Source organism: Enterobacter sp. DN (assembly GCF_046054285.1).
GTDB lineage: Bacteria > Pseudomonadota > Gammaproteobacteria > Enterobacterales > Enterobacteriaceae > Enterobacter > Enterobacter hormaechei_C.
This window is the reverse complement of record NZ_JBJJTG010000003.1, coordinates 265,595-289,952: the sequence shown is the minus strand read 5'-3', so window position 1 is coordinate 289,952 and position 24,358 is coordinate 265,595. Positions and strand designations below refer to the sequence as shown.

Annotated in this window: 17 protein-coding genes and 4 tRNA genes; 10 read left to right on the top strand and 11 right to left on the bottom strand. The window is 55.9% G+C overall.

What is annotated here, in order from left to right; all coding sequences use genetic code 11:
- Nucleotides 1–13 precede the first annotated feature (13 nt).
- The 3 genes from ptrA to recD are packed head-to-tail and all read left to right on the top strand — an operon-like array spanning nt 14 to nt 8,252.
- The gene (gene ptrA / locus ACJTMZ_RS09810) at nt 14–2,896 is read left to right on the top strand and encodes a pitrilysin (RefSeq protein WP_047055891.1); all 2,883 of its coding nucleotides are present in this window, start codon (nt 14–16) and stop codon (nt 2,894–2,896) included.
- Nucleotides 2,893–6,435: an exodeoxyribonuclease V subunit beta gene (recB, locus tag ACJTMZ_RS09805; RefSeq protein ID WP_252010987.1), complete on the top strand. Its 3,543-nt coding sequence runs from the start codon at nt 2,893–2,895 to the stop codon at nt 6,433–6,435. The genes ptrA and recB overlap by 4 nt, the downstream gene beginning before the upstream one ends.
- Nucleotides 6,432–8,252, top strand: a complete 1,821-nt coding sequence (recD, locus tag ACJTMZ_RS09800; RefSeq protein ID WP_252010986.1) for an exodeoxyribonuclease V subunit alpha — start codon at nt 6,432–6,434, stop codon at nt 8,250–8,252. The genes recB and recD overlap by 4 nt, the downstream gene beginning before the upstream one ends.
- A 33-nt stretch (nt 8,253–8,285) precedes the next feature.
- Here recD and argA read toward each other — a convergent pair whose 3' ends face one another.
- On the bottom strand, nt 8,286–9,617 hold the full coding sequence (gene argA, locus ACJTMZ_RS09795) for an amino-acid N-acetyltransferase (protein ID WP_015571744.1): 1,332 nt from the start codon (nt 9,615–9,617) through the stop codon (nt 8,286–8,288).
- Between the two features lie 227 nt (nt 9,618–9,844).
- On the opposite strand from argA, the gene amiC reads away from it, so the two are divergent.
- Nucleotides 9,845–11,098, top strand: a complete 1,254-nt coding sequence (gene amiC, locus ACJTMZ_RS09790; protein ID WP_017382840.1) for an N-acetylmuramoyl-L-alanine amidase AmiC — start codon at nt 9,845–9,847, stop codon at nt 11,096–11,098.
- 89 nt (nt 11,099–11,187) lie between these two features.
- Here the strand turns inward: amiC and ACJTMZ_RS09785 are convergent.
- The 4 genes from ACJTMZ_RS09785 to ACJTMZ_RS09770 all read right to left on the bottom strand — a co-directional run bounded on the left by ACJTMZ_RS09785 (nt 11,188) and on the right by ACJTMZ_RS09770 (nt 11,754).
- Nucleotides 11,188–11,264 (bottom strand) — tRNA-Met (locus tag ACJTMZ_RS09785).
- 44 nt (nt 11,265–11,308) lie between these two features.
- Nucleotides 11,309–11,385 (bottom strand) — tRNA-Met (locus tag ACJTMZ_RS09780).
- Nucleotides 11,386–11,429: 44 nt separating this feature from the next.
- Nucleotides 11,430–11,506: transfer RNA gene (locus ACJTMZ_RS09775), tRNA-Met, on the bottom strand.
- 171 nt (nt 11,507–11,677) lie between these two features.
- Nucleotides 11,678–11,754: transfer RNA gene (locus ACJTMZ_RS09770), tRNA-Met, on the bottom strand.
- A gap of 208 nt (nt 11,755–11,962) precedes the next feature.
- Between ACJTMZ_RS09770 and mltA the strand changes: the two genes are divergently transcribed.
- Nucleotides 11,963–13,060, top strand: a complete 1,098-nt coding sequence (gene mltA / locus ACJTMZ_RS09765; protein WP_015571742.1) for a murein transglycosylase A — start codon at nt 11,963–11,965, stop codon at nt 13,058–13,060.
- A gap of 75 nt (nt 13,061–13,135) precedes the next feature.
- Nucleotides 13,136–13,942, top strand: a complete 807-nt coding sequence (gene tcdA / locus ACJTMZ_RS09760) for a tRNA cyclic N6-threonylcarbamoyladenosine(37) synthase TcdA (RefSeq protein ID WP_015571741.1) — start codon at nt 13,136–13,138, stop codon at nt 13,940–13,942.
- On the opposite strand, the gene csdE is transcribed toward tcdA, so the two are convergent.
- On the bottom strand, nt 13,933–14,379 hold the full coding sequence (gene csdE / locus ACJTMZ_RS09755) for a cysteine desulfurase sulfur acceptor subunit CsdE (protein WP_015571740.1): 447 nt from the start codon (nt 14,377–14,379) through the stop codon (nt 13,933–13,935). The genes tcdA and csdE overlap by 10 nt on opposite strands.
- Entirely contained in the window at nt 14,379–15,584 is a 1,206-nt protein-coding gene (csdA, locus tag ACJTMZ_RS09750; protein WP_015571739.1) for a cysteine desulfurase CsdA, read from the bottom strand. Before csdA ends, csdE begins: the two co-directional genes overlap by 1 nt.
- 191 nt (nt 15,585–15,775) lie before the next feature.
- Between csdA and ACJTMZ_RS09745 the strand changes: the two genes are divergently transcribed.
- From ACJTMZ_RS09745 to rlmM, 4 genes are all read left to right on the top strand, one after another.
- Nucleotides 15,776–16,003, top strand: coding sequence for a YgdI/YgdR family lipoprotein (locus tag ACJTMZ_RS09745; RefSeq protein ID WP_015571738.1), 228 nt, complete (start codon nt 15,776–15,778; stop codon nt 16,001–16,003).
- Between the two features lie 350 nt (nt 16,004–16,353).
- Complete coding sequence (gene gcvA, locus ACJTMZ_RS09740) at nt 16,354–17,271, top strand: glycine cleavage system transcriptional regulator GcvA (RefSeq protein ID WP_003862758.1); 918 nt, start codon at nt 16,354–16,356, stop codon at nt 17,269–17,271.
- Nucleotides 17,272–17,310: 39 nt separating this feature from the next.
- Nucleotides 17,311–17,706 (top strand): DUF423 domain-containing protein, encoded by a 396-nt coding sequence (locus tag ACJTMZ_RS09735; protein ID WP_003862756.1) that lies wholly within the window; start codon nt 17,311–17,313, stop codon nt 17,704–17,706.
- Entirely contained in the window at nt 17,699–18,799 is a 1,101-nt protein-coding gene (gene rlmM, locus ACJTMZ_RS09730; protein WP_003862754.1) for a 23S rRNA (cytidine(2498)-2'-O)-methyltransferase RlmM, read from the top strand. Before ACJTMZ_RS09735 ends, rlmM begins: the two co-directional genes overlap by 8 nt.
- A 57-nt stretch (nt 18,800–18,856) precedes the next feature.
- Here rlmM and xni read toward each other — a convergent pair whose 3' ends face one another.
- The 4 genes from xni to ppnN form a co-directional block, all read right to left on the bottom strand.
- A complete protein-coding gene (xni, locus tag ACJTMZ_RS09725) occupies nt 18,857–19,612 on the bottom strand; it encodes a flap endonuclease Xni (protein WP_023295348.1) in 756 nt (251 codons plus the stop codon).
- A gap of 112 nt (nt 19,613–19,724) precedes the next feature.
- Nucleotides 19,725–21,092 (bottom strand): L-serine ammonia-lyase, encoded by a 1,368-nt coding sequence (locus ACJTMZ_RS09720; protein ID WP_015571736.1) that lies wholly within the window; start codon nt 21,090–21,092, stop codon nt 19,725–19,727.
- Nucleotides 21,093–21,154: 62 nt separating this feature from the next.
- On the bottom strand, nt 21,155–22,444 hold the full coding sequence (locus tag ACJTMZ_RS09715; protein ID WP_003862749.1) for an HAAAP family serine/threonine permease: 1,290 nt from the start codon (nt 22,442–22,444) through the stop codon (nt 21,155–21,157).
- 504 nt (nt 22,445–22,948) lie between these two features.
- A complete protein-coding gene (gene ppnN, locus ACJTMZ_RS09710; RefSeq protein ID WP_003862748.1) occupies nt 22,949–24,313 on the bottom strand; it encodes a nucleotide 5'-monophosphate nucleosidase PpnN in 1,365 nt (454 codons plus the stop codon).
- Between the last annotated feature and the right edge of the window lie 45 nt (nt 24,314–24,358).

Genomic DNA, 24,358 nt, shown 5'->3' with positions numbered 1-24,358 from the left:
TAAAGAGGTCGTAATGCCAGGCAGCACCTTGTTCAAAGCGTTTGTTTTGTTTATCGCCCTTTGGGCTCCCGTCACTCAGGCCGATTCCGGTTGGCAACCTGTCAAGGAAACAATCCGTAAGAGCGATAAGGACACCCGTGAGTATCAGGCGATTCGTCTTGATAACGGGATGACCGTGCTGCTGGTTTCCGATCCTCAGGCGGTGAAATCGCTCTCCGCGCTGGTTGTGCCGGTGGGTTCGCTGGAAGATCCTGACGCCCATCCTGGACTGGCGCACTACCTTGAGCACATGACGCTGATGGGCTCTAAAAAATACCCACAGCCTGACAGCCTGTCCGAATTTCTGAAAATGCATGGCGGCAGCCACAACGCCAGTACCGCGCCGTATCGCACCGCGTTTTACCTGGAAGTGGAAAATGATGCGCTTGATGGGGCGGTGGACCGTCTGGCGGATGCCATCGCCGCACCGCTGCTGGATAAAAAATACGCTGACCGTGAACGTAATGCCGTAAACGCCGAACTGACGATGGCGCGCACGCGAGACGGTATGCGCATGGCGCAGGTTAGTGCTGAAACCATCAATCCGGCGCACCCGGGTTCGCGCTTCTCAGGCGGCAACCTTGAAACGCTGAGCGACAAGCCAGGTAGCCCGGTGCTCGATGCGCTGCATGCGTTTCGTGAAAAATACTATTCCGCCAATCTGATGAAAGCGGTTATCTACAGCAATAAACCGTTGCCGACGCTGGCAAACATGGCCGCGCAGACCTACGGCAGGGTGCCAAATAAAAATATCGATCTGCCGCAGATTAACGTGCCGGTTGTCACGGACGCGCAAAAAGGCATTGTTATTCACTATGTGCCGGCCTTGCCGCGCAAGGTGTTACGCGTTGAATTCCGTATTGATAACAACACGGTGCAGTTCCGCAGCAAAACCGACGAGCTGGTGACGTATCTTATCGGCAACCGCAGCCCGGGTACGCTCTCCGACTGGCTGCAAAAGCAGGGGCTGGTGGAAGGTATTCGCGCTGACTCCGATCCCGTTGTAAACGGGAATAGCGGCGTGCTGGCCATCTCCGCGACGCTGACCGATAAAGGGCTGGCTCACCGGGACGACGTCGTTGCGGCCATTTTCAGTTACCTCTCTCTGCTGCGCGATAAAGGCGTCGATAAACGCTACTTTGACGAGCTGGCGCACGTGCTGGATCTCGATTTCCGCTATCCCTCTATCACGCGTGATATGGACTACGTTGAGTGGCTGGCAGATACCATGATCCGCGTGCCGGTGGAACATACGCTGGATGCGGTAAATATTGCCGACCAGTATGACGCCGGAGCGCTCAAAGCGCGTCTGGCGATGATGACTCCGCAGAATGCCCGCGTCTGGTATATCAGCCCGAACGAACCGCATAACAAAATGGCCTACTTCGTTGATGCCCCGTATCAGGTTGAAAAAATCAGCGAACAGACCTTTGCGGGCTGGCAGAAAAAGGCCGGGGAAATTGCGCTGAAGTTACCGGAGCTTAACCCCTACATCCCGGACGATTTCTCGCTGATCAAACCCGCAAAGGCGTATCCGCACCCGGAGCTGATTGTTGATGAGCCGACGCTGCGCGTGGTCTACACCCCAAGCCGCTATTTCGCCGACGAGCCAAAAGCGGATGTTAGCGTGGTGCTGCGTAACCCCAAAGCAATGGACAGCGCCAGAAACCAGGTGCTGTTTGCGCTTAACGATTATCTGGCCGGTATTGCTCTCGATCAGCTCAGCAACCAGGCTGCCGTTGGTGGTATCAGTTTCTCCACCAATGCCAATAACGGCCTGATGGTGAATGCCAACGGCTATACCCAGCGTTTGCCGCAGCTGTTCCAGGCGCTGCTGGACGGTTATTTCAGCTATACGCCTACGGAAGAACAGCTCGAGCAGGCTAAGTCCTGGTATGCCCAGATGATGGATTCTGCCGAGAAGGGTAAAGCCTACGATCAGGCGATTATGCCAGCACAGATGCTGTCGCAAATTCCGTACTTCCAGCGCGAAGATCGCCGCGCGTTATTGCCCTCAGTCACCTTAAAAGAGGTGCTGGCTTACCGTGATGCGCTGAAAACCAATACCCGTCCGGAGTTCCTGGTTGTAGGGAATATGAGCGAAGATCAGGCTAAAACGCTGGCGCAAAACGTCCGGGCGCAACTGGGTTCAAAAGGCGATGAGTGGTGCCGTAACCAGGATGTGCTGGTAGAGAAAAAACAGAACGTGATCTTCGAAAAAGCGGGAAGCAGCACGGATTCCGCGCTGGCCGCGGTGTTTGTCCCTGTCGGTTATGACGAATTTACAAGCTCAGCCCAGAGTGCGGTGCTTGGCCAAATTATTCAGCCGTGGTTTTACAACCAGCTGCGCACCGAAGAGCAGCTGGGCTATGCGGTGTTCGCTTTTTCTATGAATGTGGGCCGTCAGTGGGGGCTGGGCTTCCTTCTGCAAAGCAGCGACAAGCAACCCGCTTACCTGTGGCAACGTTATCAGGCGTTCTTCCCGCAGGCGGAAGCAAAACTGCGCGCCATGAAGCCGGAAGAGTTTGCCCAGATCCAGCAGGCGGTTATCGCCCAGGTGATGCAGCCGCCGCAGACGCTGGGTGAAGAGGCCTCGCAGCTGAGCAAAGATTTTGATCGCGGTAATATGAAATTTGATTCGCGTGATAAAATAGTGGCCGAAATAAAACAGCTGACGCCACAAAAGGTTGCCGATTTCTTCCATCAGGCGGTAGTAAAACCGCAGGGTATGGCCATCCTGTCTCAGGTTTCTGGCAGCCAGAACGGGAAAACGGACTACGTAAAATCAAAAGAGTGGACCGTCTGGAAGAGCGTCAGCGCGCTGCAACAAACTATGCCCTGGAGTAAGAAAGAATGACCCATACCGCTGAGCCGCTTGATCCCCTAAGTTTACCTCTACAGGGTGAGCGACTGATTGAAGCCTCAGCGGGAACGGGAAAAACCTATACCATCGCCGCGCTCTATCTGCGTCTGCTGTTGGGGCTCGGCGGCAACGCCGCTTTTTCGCGCCCGTTAAGCGTGGAAGAGCTGCTGGTGGTAACCTTCACCGAAGCGGCCACTGCCGAGCTGCGTGGCCGTATTCGCAGCAACATTCATGAGCTGCGCATCGCCTGTCTGCGTCAGACGACGGATAACCCCCTCTACGCCAGCCTGCTGGACGAGATTGCGGATAAACAACAGGCTGCGCAATGGCTGCTGCTGGCCGAGCGGCAAATGGATGAAGCGTCCGTTTTCACCATTCACGGTTTTTGTCAGCGCATGCTGAGCCTGAATGCGTTTGAATCCGGCATGCTCTTTGAGCAGCAGCTTATTGAAGATGAATCCGAGCTTCGCTATCAGGCCTGTGCGGATTTCTGGCGTCGTCACTGTTATCCGTTGCAGCGCGACATTGCCGAAGCGGTTCACGCCCTGTGGAAAGGTCCGGAAGAGCTTCTTCGCGCCATCGACCGTTACCTGCAAGGCGAAGCGCCGGTCATTAAATCTCCGCCGCCTGCCGATGAAACGCTGGCCTCGCGCCATGAAAAGATCGTCGCCAAAATTGCCGCGCTTAAGCAGAAGTGGAATGAGTCGGTTGGTGAAATTGATGCAATCATCGAAAACTCAGGCATCGACAGACGCAAGTTCAACCGTGGGAACCAGGGGAAGTGGATCGAAAAGATCAGCGTCTGGGCCCAGGAGGAGACGCGGGGCTACCAGCTTCCGGACGCGCTGGAAAAATTTTCGCAGCGCTTTTTGACCGAGCGAACCAAAGCCGACGGCATTGTGCCTGAGCATTCCCTGTTTGTGGCGATTGATGCGCTGCTTGCGGAGCCATTAACGCTCAATGACCTGATGATCACACGCGCCATGACGGAGATCCGCCAGGCCGTCGCGCGCGAAAAACGTCGCCGGGGCGAGCTGGGGTTTGATGACATGCTGAGCCGCCTGGACGAGGCGCTGTCCAGCGAGAATGGTGAAGCGCTCGCCAGCGCGATCCGTACCCGTTTTCCGGTGGCGATGATTGACGAATTTCAGGACACCGACCCTCAGCAGTACCGCATTTTTCGCCGCATCTGGCGACAGCAGCCCGACACTGCCCTGTTGTTGATAGGCGACCCTAAACAGGCGATTTACGCCTTCCGTGGGGCAGATATCTTCACTTATATGAAAGCCCGTAGTGAGGTTGTCGCGCATTACACGTTAGACACTAACTGGCGTTCCGCGCCGGGGATGGTTAAGAGCGTCAATGCGCTGTTCAGCCGTATGGAGACGGCGTTCATGTTCAATGAAATCCCTTTCCTGCCGGTGAAATCCGCCCCAAAAAACGCATCCCTGCGCTTCGAAGTCAGTAGCGCGGTACAACCCGCCATGACCTTCTGGCTGCTGGAAGGGGAAGGCTATGGGGTTGCCGACTATCAGGCGGCGATGGCACAGCACTGCGCCGCGCAAATCCGTGACTGGCTGAGCGCAGGCGCGCGCGGCGAGGCGCTGCTGTGGAAGGGGGAACAGGCGAATCCTGTTAAAGCCTCTGATATTACCGTGCTGGTGCGCAGTCGTCAGGAAGCGGCGCTAATCCGCGATGCGCTAACGCTGCTGGATATTCCGTCAGTGTATCTCTCTAACCGCGACAGCGTGTTCGACACGCTGGAAGCCCAGGAAATGCTCTGGCTGCTTCAGGCGGTGCTGGCCCCGGAGCGCGAAAATACGCTTCGAAGCGCGCTGGCCAGCTCTATGCTGGGGTTGAACGCGCGCGATATTGATGAGCTCAACCATGACGAAAACGCATGGGATACGGTGGTGGAAGAGTTTGTCCATTACCGTGAACGCTGGCAAAAACGCGGCGTCATGGCGATGCTGCGCGAATTGATGACGCGGCGCCAGATTGCCGAAAATATGCTGGCGTCATCGGGCGGTGAAAGGCGTCTTACCGATATTTTACACATCAGCGAACTGTTGCAGGAAGCCGGCACCCAGCTTGAAAGTGAACATGCCCTCGTGCGCTGGCTGGCGCAGCAAATCGCGGATCCAAACAGTAACGCCTCAAGCCAGCAGATGCGTCTTGAGAGCGATAAGCATCTGGTGCAAATCGTCACCATTCACAAATCGAAAGGTCTCGAGTATCCGCTGGTCTGGCTGCCCTTTATCGCCAACTACCGCGTTCAGGATCAGGCCTATTATCATGACCGCGAGACTTTCGATGCGGTGCTCGATCTCAGCAAGGCGGAAACCAGCGTTGAGCTGGCGGAAGCGGAGCGTCTGGCGGAGGATTTGCGCCTGCTTTACGTGGCGCTGACCCGTTCTGTCTGGCATTGCAGCCTGGGCGTCGCGCCGGTTTTCCGCCGTCGCGGGGAGAAAACAGGGGAGAGCGATTTCCATTTAAGCGCCTTAGGGCGGCTTATTCAGCGTGGTGAGCCTAAAGATGCGGCGGGGTTGCGCCTCTGTATTGAGTCGCTTTGCGGAGACGATATCGCCCTGCATATCCCTTCTCTGCCAGACAACAGCCGCTGGGAAATGGCGCAAGAGCCCGCGACCGATCTTAACGCGCGCCAGATCACACGGGTGCTTGCCGACGACTGGCGCGTCACCAGCTACTCTGGCCTGCAACAGCACGGGCAAAGTATTGCGCAGGATCTCATGCCGAAGCTGGACGTGGATGCCGCAGGGGTGGGCGATGTTCCGGTTGAACCGACGTTAACTCCACATCAGTTCCCACGCGGCGCGTCGCCGGGCACCTTTTTGCACAGCCTCTTTGAAGAGCTTGATTTCACCCAGCCTGTCAGTGAGGAGTGGGTGCTGAAGATGTTGCAGAGCGGAGGCTATGACGCGCACTGGCAGCCCGTTCTCACTGACTGGATCAACGCCATTTTGCAGGCGCCGCTGACGACGCAGGGCTTCTCGCTTCGCCAGTTAACGGCTAAAAATAAGCAGGTTGAGATGGAGTTTTATCTGCCCGTCGCAGGCCCGCTTAAGGCCGACGCGCTCGATGCGCTCATCCGTCAGTACGATCCGCTGTCAGCCGGTTGCCCGCCGCTGAACTTCCGTCAGGTGCAGGGCATGCTGAAAGGGTTTATCGACCTGGTCTTCCGTCACGAAGGACGGTACTACCTGCTGGATTACAAATCGAACTGGCTGGGCGAGAACAGCGAAGCCTATACCCAGCAGGCGATGGCGGCAGCCATGCAAATGCATCGCTACGATCTGCAATATCAGCTCTATACCCTGGCGTTGCACCGCTATTTGCGCCACCGTATTGCGGATTATCGCTACGACGATCATTTTGGCGGTGTCATCTATCTGTTCCTGCGCGGGGTTGATGCTGCCGATCCGCGCTCCGGGATCTTCAGCACTCGTCCGGATGCGGAATTGATTAATAAAATGGATAACCTGTTTGCAGCAAACACGGAGGAGATGGCATGACGATGCAGGACTTATTGCTGGATGCGGTAGAGCAACGCGTGCTGCGTCAGCTGGACGTGCAGTTTGCCATGATGATTGCCGCTGACCAGCCCGCCGTGATGCTTGCCGCTGCCCTGTTGAGTAAAGATGCCGGAGAGGGGCATGTGTGTCTGCCGCTCTCGCGTCTGGTGGCTGACGAGAAAATGCCGCCTGTCCTCCAGTCCTGCTTTGCGCTGCTGGGAGATAAGGTGGACTGGCAGAAAATCTTGCGTGAATCGTCAGCCGTCGGGCCGGGAGACAACCAGGCACCGCTGATCCTGACGGGGGAGCGCTTATACCTGAACCGCCTGTGGCGAAACGAACTGACGGTAGCGCGTTTCTTTAGTGAGACCAATGCGCCGCTTCCCTGCGACGAAGCACAGCTTCGCCAGACGCTGGACAGGCTGTTTGACTCCGGTGAGGCCACAGACTGGCAGAAAGTGGCGGCAGCCGTCGCCCTGACGCGGCGGATCTCGGTGATATCCGGCGGCCCGGGAACCGGGAAAACAACGACCGTCGCAAAGCTGCTGGCAGCCCTGATACAGCTTTCAGGCGAGCAGCGATGCCGTATTCGTCTGGCGGCGCCCACCGGGAAGGCCGCGGCGCGTCTGACCGAATCACTGGGCGGTGCGATGCAACGGCTGCCGCTCACCCAGGAGCAGCTTGCGCTTTTCCCGGGTGAAGCAAGTACTCTGCACCGTCTGCTCGGCGCGCAGCCGGGTAGCCAGCGGCTGCGCTACCATGCGGGCAATCCGCTGCATCTGGACGTGCTGGTGGTGGATGAAGCCTCCATGATCGACCTGACCATGATGTCGCGCCTGATCGATGCGCTACCACCCCATGCGCGCGTGGTTTTCCTGGGCGATCGCGACCAGCTCGCCTCTGTAGAAGCCGGGGCGGTGCTGGGAGATATCTGTACCTACGCCAGTTACGGTTATACCGCCGCGCGGGCGCAGGAGCTCGCCCGTCTGACCGGTTGCTCGCTTGAACCCGATCACACGCCGATCGCGGGCGCACTGCGTGACAGCCTGTGCCTGCTGCAAAAAAGCTACCGTTTCGGTAGCGACTCCGGCATCGGCCAACTGGCTGCGGCGGTCAACCGTGGCGACAGGCACGCCACGCGCACGGTGTTTGACGGTACCTTCACTGACATTGAAAAGAAATCGCTGCAAAGCGGGGAAGAGTATCAGGCTATGCTTGAGGAGGCTCTCCAGGGATACCAGCATTTTCTGAGCTGCGTGCAGCAGCGCAGTCAGCCCGGGCAGGTCATCGCCGCATTTGGCGAATACCAGCTTCTGTGCGCATTGCGGGAAGGGCCGTTTGGCGTCGCGGGCCTGAACGACAGGCTGGAGCAGCTGCTGGTGCAGAAACGCAAAATTAACCGTCAGCTGCATTCGCGATGGTATGAAGGCCGGCCAGTGATGATCTCCCGCAACGACAGTGCGCTGGGGCTGTTCAACGGGGATATCGGCATTGCGCTCGATCGCGGTAACGGTCTGCGCGTCTGGTTCCAGCTACCGGACGGTAGCGTGAAGTCCGTCCAGCCCAGCCGCCTGCCAGAGCATGAAACGGCATGGGCGATGACGGTACACAAATCTCAGGGCTCCGAGTTCAACCATGCGGCGCTGATCCTGCCGACCCAGCTGTCGCCGGTTGTGACCCGCGAGCTGGTCTACACTGCCATTACCCGTGCGCGCCAGCGTCTTTCACTGTATGCGGATGAGCGCGTGTTGAGTCAGGCGATTGCCACCCGTACCGAGCGCAGAAGCGGATTAAGCGTGATATTTGAATCTGTCTGAGTGAACGCCCTCTCCAGCAGGAGAGGGTGACTGTTATCCCAGGTCCGCCATTAACACCTTCGAGCGGCGCTGGTAGTTGTACATCTCTTTCTTACTTTCCGGCAGGGAATCAATATCCACCGGCGTGAAGCCGCGCTCCTGGAACCAGTGAATGCTGCGCGTGGTAAGCACGAACAGCTTGCTCAGACCCATCTGGCGCGCCTGTGCCGCCACGCGTTCAAGCAGCAGTTCCCCCCGTGAGGAGCTACGGTAATCAGGATGCACGGCGACGCATGCCATTTCGCCAATCTGCTCTTCCGGGAACGGATAAAGCGCCGCACAGGCTATGGTCAGGTTATCGCGCTGAATGATGGTGAACTTGTCGATCTCCATCTCCAGCTGTTCGCGGGAGCGGCGAACCAGAATGCCCTGTTGTTCCAGCGGACGGATCAGCTCCAGAATGCCGCCGATATCGTTGATGGTGGCACGGCGGATCTGCTCGGCGCTCTCCATGACGATCTGCGTACCGATCCCGTCCCGGGAGAACAGCTCCTGCAACAGCGCGCCGTCTTCCTGATAGCTGATCAGGTGGCTCCGGCGCACCCCGCTACGGCACGCTTTAACGGCGCCGCGCAGAAAACGCACGGTACCGGAATAGTAATCGCCTTCTGCTTCCAGCGCTTCGACGCGCGCCTGGGCTTCATTCGGAAAAAGTTCTGGCACAATCACGCCCTCATCGTTCACGACACCCTGTGAGGAGCAAAAGCCGATCATTTTTTCCGCTTTCAGCTTGATGGCCAACTGGGTGGCAATCTCTTCTGAGGTCAGATTAAAACTTTCACCCGTTACGGAGACGGCAACGGGTCCCATCAGGACGATCGCGCCATTATCTAACTGGCGGTGAATGGCTTCTTCATCAATACGGCGGATGCGGCCGCTGTGGCAGTAATCCACGCCATCGTCCACGCCGAGCGGCTGAGCGATGATAAAGTTGCCGCTCACCACGTTGATGTGCGCGCCCTGCAACGGCGTATTATTCAGGCTCATCGACAGGCGGGCGGTGATATCGAGCTGCAACAGACCCGCCGCCTGTTTGACCAGCTCGAGGGTTTTCGCATCCGTCACGCGCGTGTGTTTGTGGTAGATCGGCTCATGGTGATGGGCGGCCAGGTTGGCTTCGATTTGCGGACGTGCGCCATACACCACCACCAGACGGATGCCGAGGCTGTGCAGCAGGCCGATATCATTGACGATGCTGGAAAAGTTTTCATGCTCAATGGCTTCGCCGCCAAGCATGATGACAAACGTTTTTCCCCGATGGGTGTTGATATAGGGAACAGAATGGCGGAATCCCTGGACCAGTTCGGTTCTGCGTTCCTTAACCATGACACAACCCTTAGTGAATGTTTATTCGTAATTTCTGTATTTTTATTCGATTGTGGCCGCGTGTGCAAGCCTAAATTTTCTGCGACCCACAGAAAATAATAAGTAATCCGTGCGTTAACGTATGATTGTTTACCCTTTTATAGATGACAGTTTATGCGTCATTCGTTAAAGTTTTCGGTCAATTTGGGCGTTTTGTTCATCAATCAGATTTCTTGCTCGGGAGAAGCATGTCGGGATCCAATTCAGCAATAAGCCGCCGCCGCCTGTTAAAAGGGGCCGGGGCGATGTGGTTGCTTAGCGTCAGCCAGGTGGGTCTTGCCGCCACAAGCCAGGTAGTCGCGGTGCGCGTCTGGCCGTCGTCGACCTATACGCGCGTGACGGTCGAGTCCAATCGCGTGCTGAAATACAAGCAATTTGCCCTCAGCAATCCTGAACGTGTGGTGGTTGATCTCGAAGGTGTAAACCTCAACTCCGTGCTTAAAGGCATGGCAGCTCAGATCCGTGGCGACGATCCCTTTATCAAATCGGCGCGCGTCGGGCAGTTCGATCCGCAAACCGTGCGCATGGTGTTTGAGCTGAAGCAGAACGTGAAACCTCAGCTCTTTGCCCTTGCGCCTGTAGCCGCCTTTAAGGAGCGTCTGGTGATGGATCTCTATCCGGCGAATGCGACGGATATTCAGGATCCGCTCCTGGCATTACTTGAGGATTACAACAAAGGCGATCTCGACAGCCAGGTTCCGCCAGCGCAAAGTGGCCCACAGCCGGGTAAGGCGGGGCGCGATCGCCCGATTGTGATCATGCTCGATCCTGGCCACGGCGGAGAAGATTCCGGCGCCGTCGGGAAATATCGCACCCGCGAAAAAGATGTGGTGCTGCAAATTGCCCGTCGTCTGAAGGCCTTGATCGACAAAGAGGGCAATATGCGCGCCTACATGACGCGCAACGAAGATGTCTTTATCCCGCTGAAGGTCCGCGTGGCAAAAGCGCAAAAGCAGCGCGCGGATCTGTTTGTCTCTATTCACGCGGATGCCTTCACCAGCCGCCAGCCGAGTGGATCTTCAGTGTTTGCCCTGTCAACGAAAGGGGCGACCAGTACCGCCGCGAGATACCTGGCGGACACGCAGAACGCCTCGGATTTAATCGGTGGCGTGAGCAAAAGTGGCGACCGTTACGTCGACCATACGATGTTTGATATGGTGCAGTCGCTGACCATTACCGACAGCCTGAAGTTTGGTAAAGCGGTGCTGGGCAAGCTGGGCCGGGTCAACAAGCTGCACAAAAACAGCGTCGAGCAGGCCGGATTTGCGGTCCTGAAAGCGCCAGATATTCCATCCATTCTGGTCGAAACCGCGTTTATCAGTAACGTGGAAGAGGAACGTAAGCTCAAGACGGCTAAATTCCAGCAGGAAGTGGCGGAGTCGATTCTGGCGGGGATCCGGGCCTACTTCTCAGACGGGGAAACGCTGGCGCGGCGGGGGTAGGGCATTAAGCCGGGTATCATGCCCGGCATTTTCACAAACGCCAGATACAAAAAAACACCCTTCAGGGTGTTTATTGTTTTAAGAAGTGTTGGTTGCGGGGGCCGGATTTGAACCGACGACCTTCGGGTTATGAGCCCGACGAGCTACCAGGCTGCTCCACCCCGCGTCCGTCTTTCTACACTTGTAGAAACTTACTTCTTCAAATTTGATTGGTTGCGGGGGCCGGATTTGAACCGACGACCTTCGGGTTATGAGCCCGACGAGCTACCAGGCTGCTCCACCCCGCGTCCGTCTTTCTACACTTGTCGAAACTTACTTCTTCAAATTTGATTGGTTGCGGGGGCCGGATTTGAACCGACGACCTTCGGGTTATGAGCCCGACGAGCTACCAGGCTGCTCCACCCCGCGTCCGTCTTTTTGCTTCGTATTTCAAACCACATCTGCGTTGACTTTCCTCGTTCACCTCAGTCACTTACTGGAGTAAGTTCCTAAGGATTCACTGCGTCGTCGCCTTGCTGTGATTCGAACTACTTCGCAAAAACTTCTACTGTCGTAGAAGATACTTCATCAAATTTTAATTGGTTGCGGGGGCCGGATTTGAACCGACGACCTTCGGGTTATGAGCCCGACGAGCTACCAGGCTGCTCCACCCCGCGTCCGTGGAAGCGCACTATACTCGGATAGGTTTGTGATGCAACCCCTTTTTCACATAATTCATTATTTTGTATGCAAAATGAACGGCAAAAGCCACTTTGGACTATTTTTTGTGCAGAATTTGCCAAAGGGAAGGCGATTGCATTTCATTAACACGGTGGGTTTGTTATCTTCATCTCGCGGAATTGGGCAACTAAAAGACGAGATATAATGAAAGGACGTTGGGCGAAGTATCTGATGACAGGCGCAATGGTGGCGATTCTTGCGGCCTGCTCTTCCAAACCGACCGATCGCGGTCAACAGTATAAAGACGGGAAGTTATCCCAGCCTTTCTCTTTAGTTAACCAGCCAGACGCCGTGGGCGCTCCGATCAATGCCGGAGACTTCTCCGAGCAGGTCTACCAGATCCGCACTGCTTCTCCGCGTTTATACGGTTCGCAGAACAACGTCTATAGCGCCGTGCAGGACTGGCTGCGTGCAGGCGGTGATACCCGCAATATGCGCCAGTTTGGTATCGATGCCTGGCAGATGGAGGGGGCGGATAACTACGGTAACGTCCAGTTTACCGGTTACTACACCCCGGTTGTCCAGGCGCGACACACACGCCAGGGCGAGTTCCAGTATCCCATTTACCGTATGCCGCCGAAACGCGGTCGTCTGCCGTCCCGCGCCGAGATCTACGCTGGCGCGCTGAGCGAAAATTACGTGCTGGCCTACAGCAACTCCCTGATGGACAACTTCATTATGGACGTGCAGGGCAGCGGCTATATTGATTTTGGCGACGGCTCGCCGCTGAACTTCTTTAGCTACGCCGGGAAAAATGGCCATGCCTATCGCAGCATCGGTAAGGTGCTCATCGACCGTGGCGAAGTGAAACGAGAAGATATGTCGATGCAGGCGATCCGCGAGTGGGGCGAAAAACACAGCGAAGCGGAAGTGCGTGAGCTGCTTGAGCAGAACCCATCGTTTGTCTTCTTCAAACCGCAGAACTTTGCGCCGGTGAAAGGGGCGAGCGCCGTCCCGCTGATTGGCCGCGCTTCTGTGGCATCGGATCGTTCGATTATCCCGGCAGGTACTACGCTGCTGGCGGAAGTTCCACTCCTCGACAACAACGGCAAATTCAATGGCAAGTATGAATTACGCCTGATGGTGGCGCTGGACGTGGGTGGGGCGATCAAAGGCCAGCACTTCGACATTTATCAGGGCATCGGCCCGGATGCCGGCCATCGTGCAGGCTGGTATAACCACTACGGACGCGTGTGGGTGCTGAAGGCAGCGCCGGGTACCGGAAACGTATTCAGCGGCTGATTGTGGTATTCTGAGGGCAAGACGGATTACGGTTCAGGGTGAGGAATACCTCACCCTTTTTACATCTGAGGTTTTATGTCTGTGGTAATCAGCGATGCCTGGCGCCAGCGTTTCGGCGGCACGGCACGGTTATATGGTGAAAAAGCCCTGCAACTGTTCGCGGATGCGCATGTCTGCGTGGTGGGCATTGGTGGTGTGGGTTCGTGGGCGGCAGAAGCGCTGGCGAGAACCGGCATTGGCGCAATTACGTTGATTGATATGGATGACGTCTGCGTCACTAACACTAACCGTCAGATCCACGCCCTGCGTGATAACGTCGGTCTGGCGAAGTCCGAGGTGATGGCGGAGCGTATTCGTCTCATCAACCCGGAGTGTAGTGTGACGGTGATCGACGACTTTGTGACGGCAGATAACGTCGCGGAGTACATGAGCAAAGGCTACAGCTATGTGATTGATGCCATCGACAGCGTGCGGCCAAAAGCGGCGCTGATCGCTTACTGTCGTCGTTACAAGGTGCCGCTGGTGACAACGGGCGGCGCGGGTGGACAAATTGATCCGACGCAGATCCAGGTGGCGGATCTGGCGAAGACCATTCAGGATCCGCTGGCCGCTAAGCTACGCGAGCGCTTAAAAAGCGACTTCAACGTGGTGAAAAATAGCAAAGGCAAGCTGGGCGTGGACTGTGTGTTCTCGACAGAAGCGCTGGTTTATCCGCAGGCGGATGGTTCGGTCTGTGCAATGAAAAGCACGGCGGAAGGGCCAAAGCGGATGGATTGTGCCTCAGGGTTTGGAGCGGCCACCATGGTGACCGCCTCCTTCGGCTTTGTGGCGGTCTCTCACGCCCTGAAGAAGATGATGGCGAAGGCGGAACGTCAGGCCTGAGCCTGATGGGCGGCATCCAGTACCGCGTCGTTTAGCGCAATCAGTCCCTGACCGCGCGAGGCGCTAAGCTGCGCGCGAAGTCCCAGCTCATCAAACAGCGCCAGCGGAGAATGCGCCAGCAGCTCTGCGGCGCTTTTCCCTTCGATTGCGGTCAACAGCACCGCCAGCAGACCGCGAACAATGCGTCCCTCGCTGTCGCCGAAGAAATGCAGTTTCTCTCCGGATACGCTAAACCCAAGCCAGACGCGGTTCTCGCAGCCTGCGATCTCCTTCGCCTGTGATTTCAGCTCGTCTGACAGCGTGGGCAACTGTTTACCCAGCAGGATCAGCTGACGATATTTATCTTCCCACTGCGTGAGCGGGACGAAGGTCTGTTTTAACGTCTCTTCAGTAATAACGGTGCCGAACGGGTGCCCGGCTAAAGCTGAACTTGTCATTAATCCACCAGTAATTCCAGGGCGCGGTCGACGGCGGAAACCAGCGCATCGACGTCGCTTTTTGTATTGTACGGTGCAAACGAGGCGCGCAGGGTACCGCTCACGCCAATGGCCGCCAGCAGCGGCTGGGCGCAGTGCTGTCCGGCACGCAGGGCAATGCCGTATCCGGCAAGCAACGTCACCATGTCGCTATGGTGCACGCCCGCGAAATCAAAGGCGAGCAGGCTGGAGTCCTGGACGCGGAACGAACGAAAACCCGGACGTTTTTTCAGTTCTTCTTCCGCCAGCGTCGCCAGACCCCGGCTCCAGCTTTCAGCCTGAACCACGTCCGTTTCTGCCAGCCATTCGAGCGCTGCGCTCAGACCGATAACCCCGGCCACGTTTGGGGTACCGGCTTCCAGGCGGTAGGGTACATCCTGCGTTTTAAAACCGTCGAAGGTGACTTCGGTAATCATCTTGCCGCCGCCGAGCCACGGCGTCATCCGGGCCAGCAGTTCAGCTTTGCCGTACAGCGCGCCGATACCGGTTGGCCCGTACAATTTGTGTCCTGAGAAGGCATAGAAGTCGATATCCAGCGCCTGAACGTCAGCCGGAAAATGCACCACACCCTGCGCACCGTCGACCATCACCACCACGCCGCTGGCATGGGCAATCTCAATGGCACGCGCCAGATCCGGGCAGCCGCCGGTGACGTTGGACATCTGCCCCAGCGCCAGAATACGGCTGCGCGGCGTAATCAGCTCAGGCAGACGCGCCACGTCAGGCAGGAAGTCCGCACCCAACGGGAGCTTTACAACCTGTGCCCCGGTTTGTTCGGCCACCATCAGCCAGGGTACCAGGTTGGCGTGGTGTTCCGCCTCGCTGACGATGATCTCATCCCCGGGCTGCAACAGCGGACGCGCGTAACATTGCGCCACCATGTTAATGGCCTCGGTGGTGCCCCGCGTCCAGACGATGTTCTTACCGCTGTCAGCATTGATCAGGCGCGCGACCTGATCCCGTGCGGCTTCGTATTGCGCCGTTAAGCGCTGCGCGTCGGCATACTGGCTGCGGTGCACGTTCCCGGCGCTCAGGCTGTAAAACTGGCGGGTTGCCTCAATCACCGCCTGCGGTTTAAGGGCCGTGGCGGCGCTATCAAGATAAATGCCGGCATCGGCCAGCGCAGGAAACTGTGCGCGAAACTGCGCAGGACTGAAAGCGTTCATGGAATTCCTCATATCGATTCTACGATCGTCGCGCAAATTCATCGGCAGGGCAAGGAAGTTGATATCTATCAGATTTGTCTGCTTATCCTGGCGAGTCTGAAAAAGCAGGTTATGCTAAATAGTGTTAGGCGGATGTTTTAGCCTGTTATAAATCGAGGTTTGAATAGCATTAATTGCTAAAGGAGATAATCATGAAAAAGACAGCTGCAATCATTTCTGCCTGTGCGTTGACCTTTGCCCTGAGCGCCTGTTCTGGTAATAACTACGTAATGCATACCAACGATGGTCGATCTATCGTCTCTGAAGGGAAACCGACAACCGATAATGATACCGGGATGATTTCTTACAAAGATGCTAACGGGAACAAACAGCAGATCAACCGCAGTGACGTGAAAGAGATGAAGGAAATCGAGCATTAACAGTTAGATAAGCGAAAAAAAAGCACCGCAAGTTGGCGGTGCTACATTAATCACTATGGACAGACAGGGTAAATGTACAGGAAGTGAAAAATTGGTAGCGTTGCTACCGTGGTCTGAATCGCAGACCAATTGCAAACACAACAACACAACATCACAACCGTAAGCCAAAAGCCCTTCAGAACACGCATTCCAAAAAAAGCTTTTCGTTCCGGCTCAGGAAGTGCCGCCACTATAGGTATTTGCTGGTAGTTCCTCAACGGACAAATTATAATGGCTCAGATAAAAAAAACTAATAGGTTAAACGTTGTTTCCTATATGTTAAATCTCGTTAACATCTAAGCCAGATAACCATGTCCAAGCGATTGCCACCCCTAAATGCATTACGTGTTTTTGATGCAGCAGCACGCCACCTCAGCTTCACCCGCGCAGCCGATGAGCTTTTTGTGACACAGGCCGCAGTAAGTCATCAAATCAAGTCTCTGGAGGATTTTCTGGGGCTTAAGCTGTTCCGTCGACGCAACCGTTCGTTGCTGTTGACCGAAGAGGGGCAGAGCTATTTTCAGGATATTAAAGAGATTTTTTCCCAGCTGACGGAAGCCACTCGCAAGCTTCAGGCCCGGAGCGCAAAAGGCGCTCTGACTGTGAGTTTATTGCCCAGTTTTGCCATTCAGTGGCTGGTGCCGCGACTCTCAAGCTTTAACTCAACTTATCCGGGAATCGATGTCCGAATCCAGGCGGTGGACCGTCAGGAAGACAAGCTGGCAGATGATGTGGACGTGGCGATTTTTTACGGTCGCGGTAACTGGCCGGGCTTGCGTGTGGAAAAATTATACGCAGAATATCTGTTGCCGGTCTGTTCACCGCTGCTGCTGACGGGGGATAAAGCGCTCAAAACGCCCGCCGATCTGGCGCAACATACGCTTTTGCACGATGCTTCGCGTCGCGACTGGCAAACTTATACCCGCCAGTTAGGTCTTAATCATATAAACGTGCAGCAGGGTCCCATTTTTAGCCACAGCGCGATGGTGCTACAGGCTGCCATTCACGGGCAGGGCGTGGCGTTGGCAAACAACGTTATGGCGCAGTCCGAAATTGAGGCAGGTCGTCTGGTTTGCCCATTTAACGATGTACTGGTCAGCAAGAATGCATTTTATCTGGTTTGTCATGACAGTCAGGCAGAACTGGGTAAAATAGCCGCTTTCCGGCAGTGGATACTGGCGAAAGCGGCAAGCGAGCAAGAAAAATTCCGCTTCAGGTATGAACAATAACGTTTGTGTGCCGGGCACGCATCAATTCAGGACTTAAACATGACCAGCCGATTCATGCTGATTTTCGCCGCGGTGAGTGGCTTTATTTTTGTAGCTCTGGGCGCGTTTGGCGCGCATGTCTTAAGCAAATCTCTGGGCGTTGTGGAGATGGGCTGGATCCAGACCGGCCTTGAATATCAGGCGTTCCACACGCTGGCGATTTTTGGGCTGGCGGTGGCGATGCAGCGCCGCATCAGCATCTGGTTTTACTGGAGCAGCGTCTTTCTGGCGCTGGGTACCGTACTGTTCAGCGGCAGTCTTTACTGTCTGGCGCTGTCGCATTTACGCCTGTGGGCGTTTGTTACACCTGTCGGCGGCGTCAGCTTCCTGGCGGGTTGGGTGTTAATGTTTATCGGAGCTATCCGTCTGAAACGCAAGGGCGTTGTTCATGAATAAGGTTGTTTTATATTGTCGCCCGGGGTTTGAGAAAGAGTGCGCCGCGGAAATCACCGATAAAGCGGCGAAGCGTGAAGTCTTCGGATTCGCTCGCGTCAAAGAGAACGCGGGCTATGTGGTATTTGAATGCTATCAGCCTGATGATGCCGACAAGCTGGCGCGCGAACTGCCGTTCAGCTCATTGATTTTCGCCCGTCAGATGTTTGTCGCGGGCGAACTGCTGAAAGATCTTCCGCCGGAAGATCGCATCACGCCGATTGTTGGCCTGTTGCAGGGTGTGGTGGAGAAGGGCGGCGATTTGCGCGTGGAAGTGGCCGACACCAACGAAAGCAAAGAGCTGATGAAGTTCTGCCGTAAGTTCACCGTGCCGCTGCGCGCGGCGCTGCGTGATGCGGGTGTGCTGACAAACTACGAAACGCCAAAGCGCCCGGTCGTGCATATCTTCTTTATTGCGCCAGGATGTTGCTACGCCGGCTACTCGTATACCACCAATAATTCGCCGTTCTTTATGGGGATCCCGCGTCTGCGCTTCCCGGCAGATGCGCCGAGCCGTTCAACCCTGAAGCTGGAAGAGGCGTTTCACGTCTTTATCCCGGCGGACGAGTGGGACGAACGTCTGGCAAACGGCATGTATGCCGTCGACCTTGGCGCGTGCCCGGGCGGCTGGACCTATCAGCTGGTGAAACGCAATATGTGGGTTTCGTCTGTGGATAACGGCCCGATGGCGCAAAGCCTGATGGATACCGGGCAGGTCACCTGGCTGCGTGAGGACGGCTTCCGCTATCGCCCGAACCGCAACAACATCTCCTGGATGGTGTGCGACATGGTAGAAAAACCGGCGAAAGTCGCGGCGCTGATGGCCTCCTGGCTGGTGAACGGCTGGTGTCGTGAGACGATTTTCAACCTCAAGCTGCCGATGAAAAAGCGCTACGAAGAGGTGTCGCAGAACCTGGCCTATATTCAGCAGCAGCTGGACGAACACGGGATTAACGCGGAAATCCAGGCGCGTCAGCTTTATCACGACCGCGAAGAAGTGACGGTCCATATCCGTCGCTGGTGGGCGGCAGTGGGTGGGCGTCGCGACGAGCGATAACGTTTGTAACGCCCGGTGGCGCTGCGCTTACCGGGCCTACAAAATCGTGTAGTTGTTTTAACGTTCTAACCTTAACTGCTGTAAATTCCCGTCCAGCTGTAAATCCGTCTGTAGCGTCGCCACCTCCCGGCAGATAAACGCCATCTCTTTATGCGCCTCCAGCTTTTTGCGCCATTTTTCCGGCACTTCATCAAGCCTGGCGTAAATTCCTTCCAGACTCTGAAACTCCGTCAGCAGCTGTGCGGCGCTTTTGGGTCCAATACCGGCGACACCCGGCACTTTAGAGCTGCTGATCCCCGCCAGCCCCCAGTAATCCGGCAGTTGCTCAGGCGATACGCCAAACTCGCTGGCAATGAATGGCGCGTCCAGCCAGCGTTTTTGAAAGTAGTCCCGGATGCGGATCGTTGGAGAGAGCAGCTGGCAGTAGCCTTTGTCGGTTGAAACGATAGTCGCCTGATGCCCGGCGCTCGCGACTTTAACCGCCAGCGTTGCGGCTAAATCGTCAGCCTCATTACCGTGGGCGCCCCAGCACGGAACGCCGCGCTGCTCAAAGGCCGCGCGGATAGCGGGCATTTCTGCGTGCAGATCGTCCGGCATCGGCGCACGTCCGGCTTTGTAGTCCGGCAGGCGCTGGTGCCGCCAGCCGGTATTGCGTGCTTCATCGTCGAATACGGCAACAGCGTGGGTGGGTTCGCTATGGCGAATGAGCTGCTCCAGCGCGTGTAAACAGGTGTCCTTGCAGGGGGTGCCCTGTACCGCATGAATACGGCGAATCAGGTTAAGTGCATCGACGATAAGCAAATGAACGGCCACAGATAATCTCCCTTCTGTCTGATAGGTGAAGGGTAACACTGAGCGCAGCATGAAACTATGAATGGTGGCGAAAACAGGAAGAAGCCTCGCAAAACGAGGCTTCCTGAGAGGCTTAATCGCAGGTGACGATCTTCATCGCCAGGCCACCGCGGGAAGTTTCGCGGTATTTGGCGTTCATATCTTTACCGGTTTCGTACATGGTTTCGATAACCTTGTCGAGGCAGACGCGCGGTTCGCTGGTACGACGCAGCGCCATACGGGCCGCGTTCACCGCTTTCACAGAGGCGATGGCGTTACGCTCGATGCATGGCACCTGGACCTGTCCGCCGACCGGATCGCAGGTCAGCCCCAGGTTATGTTCCATGCCGATTTCCGCCGCAATACAAACCTGCGCAGGACTTGCGCCCAGTAATTCGGCCAGACCCGCCGCCGCCATAGAGCAGGCGACGCCCACTTCACCCTGACAGCCCACTTCCGCGCCGGAAATCGAGGCGTTCATCTTGTACAGTGAGCCAATCGCACTGGCGACCAGCATATACCGCGCGAGTGAGTTTGCATTCACTTCACGGATAAACTTGTCGTAATACGCCAGAACCGCCGGAACAATTCCGCACGCCCCGTTGGTTGGCGCGGTGACGACGCGGCCACCCGCGGCGTTCTCTTCGTTCACCGCCAGCGCGAACATGTTGATCCAGTCGACGACGGCCATCGGGTCGGTGGTGGTTTTGTCGGTGCTGACCAGCATGCGGCGCAGCGCAGCCGCACGACGCGGAACACGCAGTTTACCCGGCAGCACGCCTTCGGTGGTGATCCCGCGCTCAATGCCGCTGCGCATCACTTCCCAGACGTTAGCGAAGTGCTGTTCCAGCTCCTCTTTGCTGTGCAGGGCCAGCTCGTTTTTCATCATCAGGCCGGAGAGAGAAAGCCCTGTCTCCTGGCAGTGACGCTGTAAGTCGGCCGCGTTTTTGTAAGGGTACGGCACATCAACGGCAGAATTGGTGCTTTGACCAAAATGGTCCTCGTCGACGATAAACCCGCCGCCGATGGAGTAATACGTCTGGCTGTAAACCGCTTTGTCGCCGGCCAGCGCGGTAATGCGCATGCCATTCTCGTGCAGCGACAGGTTATCCGCATGGAAATTCATGCAGTGATCAACCGGGAATTCAACCTCATGCTCGCCGTTCGCCAGCAGCAAACGACCGTGGGTGTTCACGTCCTGGATAAAGCCAGGTATTGCATCAATATCAACGGTATCCGGCAGATTACCCGCCAGCCCCATGATAATGGCAATATCGGTATGGTGGCCTTTACCGGTCAGGGAAAGGGAACCATATACATCGACAACCACGCGGGTGATGTCGTGCAAAATGCCGCGTGCAATCAAGTCATCCGTGAATTGTTTACCGGCTTTCATTGGTCCGACGGTGTGAGAGCTGGAAGGACCAATACCGATTTTGAAGATATCGAATACGCTAATCATGATGCGTCCATTGCTTCAGTCAGAGGGGAGAAGTGCGCCGTCCGCAGACGGCGCAGGAGGTATTAGCTGAACAGCGAGTAGAAAATAGCGGAGATGGCAATCAGGCCCATCACAACAACGAACACGTTGCTGATATGGCCGCTGTATTTACGCATCGCAGGCACTTTCTGAATCGCGTACATCGGCATCAGGAACAGGATCATCGCGATAATTGGGCCGCCCAGGGTTTCAATCATGCCCAGAATGCTTGGGTTCAGGGTGGCTACCGCCCAGGTGGTCACCAGCATGAACAGCGCAGTGATTTTGTTCAGACGGTTGATTTCAATGGTCTTGCCTTTACCACGCAGAGATTTAATCACCATGCCGTTGAAGCCTTCACGTGCGCCCAGGTAGTGGCCCAGGAAGGATTTGGTGATGGCGATAATTGCGATGATCGGCGCCATCCACGCAATCAGCGGTGCGTTAAAGTGGTTTGCCAGGTAAGACAGAATAGAGATGTTCTGCTCTTTCGCCGCCGCCAGATCCGCCGGGGAGAGGCTCAGCACGCAGCTGAACACGAAGAACATTACGGTCAGTACCATCATGATGTGCGCGCGAGCCAGGATGCTGGAGCACTTCTTCTCTGCGCCATTGCCGTACTCTTCACGCTTCGCTACTGCGAAGGAAGAGATGATTGGCGAGTGGTTGAAGGAGAACACCATAACCGGGATCGCCAGCCACAGGGTCAGCAGCAGACCGTTGCCGGTCGTGGATGCGCTGCTCAGAGACAGGGTTTCCAGCGCAGCGCCGTTCCACTGTGGGATCAGGTACAGAGCCAGCACCATCAGAGCCGCAACAAACGGGAACACCAGCACGCTCATCGCTTTCACAATCATCTGCTCGCCGAAGCGCACGATGGTCATCATACCAACGATCAGGATCAGGGACAGAATCGCACGCGGCGGCGGGGTCATCTGAAGCTGGTGCATCATAAAGCTTTCTACGGTGTTGGTGATAGCAACGCTGTACACCAGCAGAATCGGGTAAATCGCGAAGAAGTAGAGCAGGGTAATCAGCTTACCTGCGCCGACGCCGAAGTGTTCTTCGACGACTTCAGTGATGTCTTCGCCCGGGTTTTTACCGGACAGCACGAAGCGGGTCAGGCCTCGGTGCGCAAAGAAGGTCATCGGGAAGGCGATGAGGGCCATGATGATCAGCGGGATCATACCGCCGACACCTGCGTTGATAGGAAGGAACAGTACACCAGCGCCGATTGCTGTGCCGTACAGGCCAAGCATCCACATGGTATCCGTTTTGCGCCAACCGCTTCGGGATTCAATCGAAGCAACGGTGCTGGTTTGAGTGGTTTCCATCTGTATCTCCTGGAGGAAGCAAATTGTCAGGTTTTTAGTCAAATCCGATGAAAAAGCGCCTGACGGTAATATGAAATTCGTTCAGTGACGGTTTTTTAATAATTTTTGCCCGTAACTATTGGCGGGCGGAAAGATACATTCTAGTTATGAATCTATCAGTGATCGCGATCCCAAATGCAATAATCCACTTGTGATGTGGGTATCTTTAGACCATTTATCTGTTAAAAAAACATCAAAGAGAATTTACGGGCGCGAAGGCTACCATTAACGACATGTTTTCGAAAAGGTCGACCCGCGAGATAGGTGTCTTTCGCTGTAAAGAAATGGGATTTTAGGATTTTCTGGCGGGTAATTTCGATTAAGACTGATTATTTACGGTTTCAAAAACGAGGTAATCGTTTGCGCAGGCGTCAGATTTGTTAATAACATTGAAGATCGCTATGAATTGCAACACGAATAAAAAAGCCGGATGACGATCCGGCTTGAGAGGAGAGGAATGTCGCTTTACTTGATGATTTCGTAACACGGAATATAGGCAGAGCCTGGAAGCTTCATGCGGTGCTGAGCGACAAAGCCCTGCAACATATCATCCATGCGGCGCATCATCTCCGGATCACCGTGGATCTTATACGGGCCAAACTCTTCAATTGCGCGTATCCCCACCTCTTTCACGTTCCCCGCCACGATGCCAGAGAAGGCGCGACGCAGGTCGGCAGCCAGCACTTCCACCGGCTGATCCGGATAGAGTTTGAGGTTCGCCATGTTCTCATGCGACGGCTCGAAGGGGATCTGAAGATCCGGTGCGATACGGATGGACCAGTTAAAGCTGTAGGCATCCCCGGTATCACGACGATTCTCTTTCACCAGCGGCATTGCTTTTTTCATCTGACGGGCCACTTCTGCGGCATCGTCAATAATAATGCGGTAGTGACGGCGCGCGTCTTCGCCCAGCGTATGCACGATAAACTCGTCCAGCACGCGGAAGTAGTCGGCGCTCTCTTTCGGGCCGGTCAGGATCAGCGGCAGAACCTGATCTTTGTTGGCCGGGTTCATCAGGATCCCGAGCAGATAAAGCAGCTCTTCCGCCGTACCTACGCCGCCCGGGAAGATAATAATGCCGTGCGCGATACGGACAAACGCCTCAAGACGTTTTTCGATATCCGGCATAATAATCAGTTCGTTAACCAGCGGGTTAGGCGGCTCAGCGGCGATGATCGACGGCTCGGTCATGCCGATAAAACGGCCTTCTTTATAGCGTTGCTGCGCGTGACCTACTGCCGCGCCTTTCATTGGTGCTTCCATCGCGCCAGGACCGCAACCGGTACAGATATTCAGTTCGCGCAGGCCGAGCTGCGTCCCCACGCGGCGGGCATACAGGTATTCGGTTTCGTTAATAGAGTGACCACCCCAGCAGACGACCATGTTCGGCGCTTCGCCCACGTGCAGGGCGCGGGCGTTACGCAGAATGGAGAAGACCAGGTTGGTGATATGAACGGAACTTTCCAGGTCAAGATGCTGGAAACGTCCGGCGTTGCTGATCTGTCCGTTAACAAACAGAATGTCGCGCAGCACGGCAAACAGGTTGGCCTGAAGTGAGCGAATAATACGCCCGTCGACAAAAGCGTCTTCCGGCGGGTTGATCACTTCCAGCTTCACCCCGCGCTCGCGGCGCAGCACGTTGATATCAAAACTTTCGAAGCGGGACAGCAGCTCTTTACTGTTGTCGGTCAGGCTTCCGGAGTTCAGTACGGCAAGTGAACAGTTACGAAACAGTTGATAAAGGTCGCTACTGGCGGTGCGTTTAAGCATGTCCACTTCCAGCTGCGACAACATATCCATAGAGCCAAGCGGGCTAATATGTGTAATCAAGTGAGCTCCTTATGGGACGATTATCGTCTTTCCCTGTTGATTACA

Bases quoted from the DNA above. Each gene is read 5' to 3' on its own strand.
- tcdA (WP_015571741.1), top strand. From the start codon at position 13,136: ATGTCTGTGGTAATCAGCGATGCCTGGCGCCAGCGTTTCGGCGGCACG.
- csdA (WP_015571739.1), bottom strand. From the start codon at position 15,584: ATGAACGCTTTCAGTCCTGCGCAGTTTCGCGCACAGTTTCCTGCGCTG.
- rlmM (WP_003862754.1), top strand. From the start codon at position 17,699: ATGAATAAGGTTGTTTTATATTGTCGCCCGGGGTTTGAGAAAGAGTGC.
- ACJTMZ_RS09745 (WP_015571738.1), top strand. From the start codon at position 15,776: ATGAAAAAGACAGCTGCAATCATTTCTGCCTGTGCGTTGACCTTTGCC.
- mltA (WP_015571742.1), top strand. From the start codon at position 11,963: ATGAAAGGACGTTGGGCGAAGTATCTGATGACAGGCGCAATGGTGGCG.
- argA (WP_015571744.1), bottom strand. From the start codon at position 9,617: ATGGTTAAGGAACGCAGAACCGAACTGGTCCAGGGATTCCGCCATTCT.
- csdE (WP_015571740.1), bottom strand. From the start codon at position 14,379: ATGACAAGTTCAGCTTTAGCCGGGCACCCGTTCGGCACCGTTATTACT.
- ptrA (WP_047055891.1), top strand. From the start codon at position 14: ATGCCAGGCAGCACCTTGTTCAAAGCGTTTGTTTTGTTTATCGCCCTT.
- recB (WP_252010987.1), top strand. From the start codon at position 2,893: ATGACCCATACCGCTGAGCCGCTTGATCCCCTAAGTTTACCTCTACAG.
- recD (WP_252010986.1), top strand. From the start codon at position 6,432: ATGACGATGCAGGACTTATTGCTGGATGCGGTAGAGCAACGCGTGCTG.
- gcvA (WP_003862758.1), top strand. From the start codon at position 16,354: ATGTCCAAGCGATTGCCACCCCTAAATGCATTACGTGTTTTTGATGCA.
- ACJTMZ_RS09735 (WP_003862756.1), top strand. From the start codon at position 17,311: ATGACCAGCCGATTCATGCTGATTTTCGCCGCGGTGAGTGGCTTTATT.
- ACJTMZ_RS09715 (WP_003862749.1), bottom strand. From the start codon at position 22,444: ATGGAAACCACTCAAACCAGCACCGTTGCTTCGATTGAATCCCGAAGC.
- amiC (WP_017382840.1), top strand. From the start codon at position 9,845: ATGTCGGGATCCAATTCAGCAATAAGCCGCCGCCGCCTGTTAAAAGGG.
- ACJTMZ_RS09720 (WP_015571736.1), bottom strand. From the start codon at position 21,092: ATGATTAGCGTATTCGATATCTTCAAAATCGGTATTGGTCCTTCCAGC.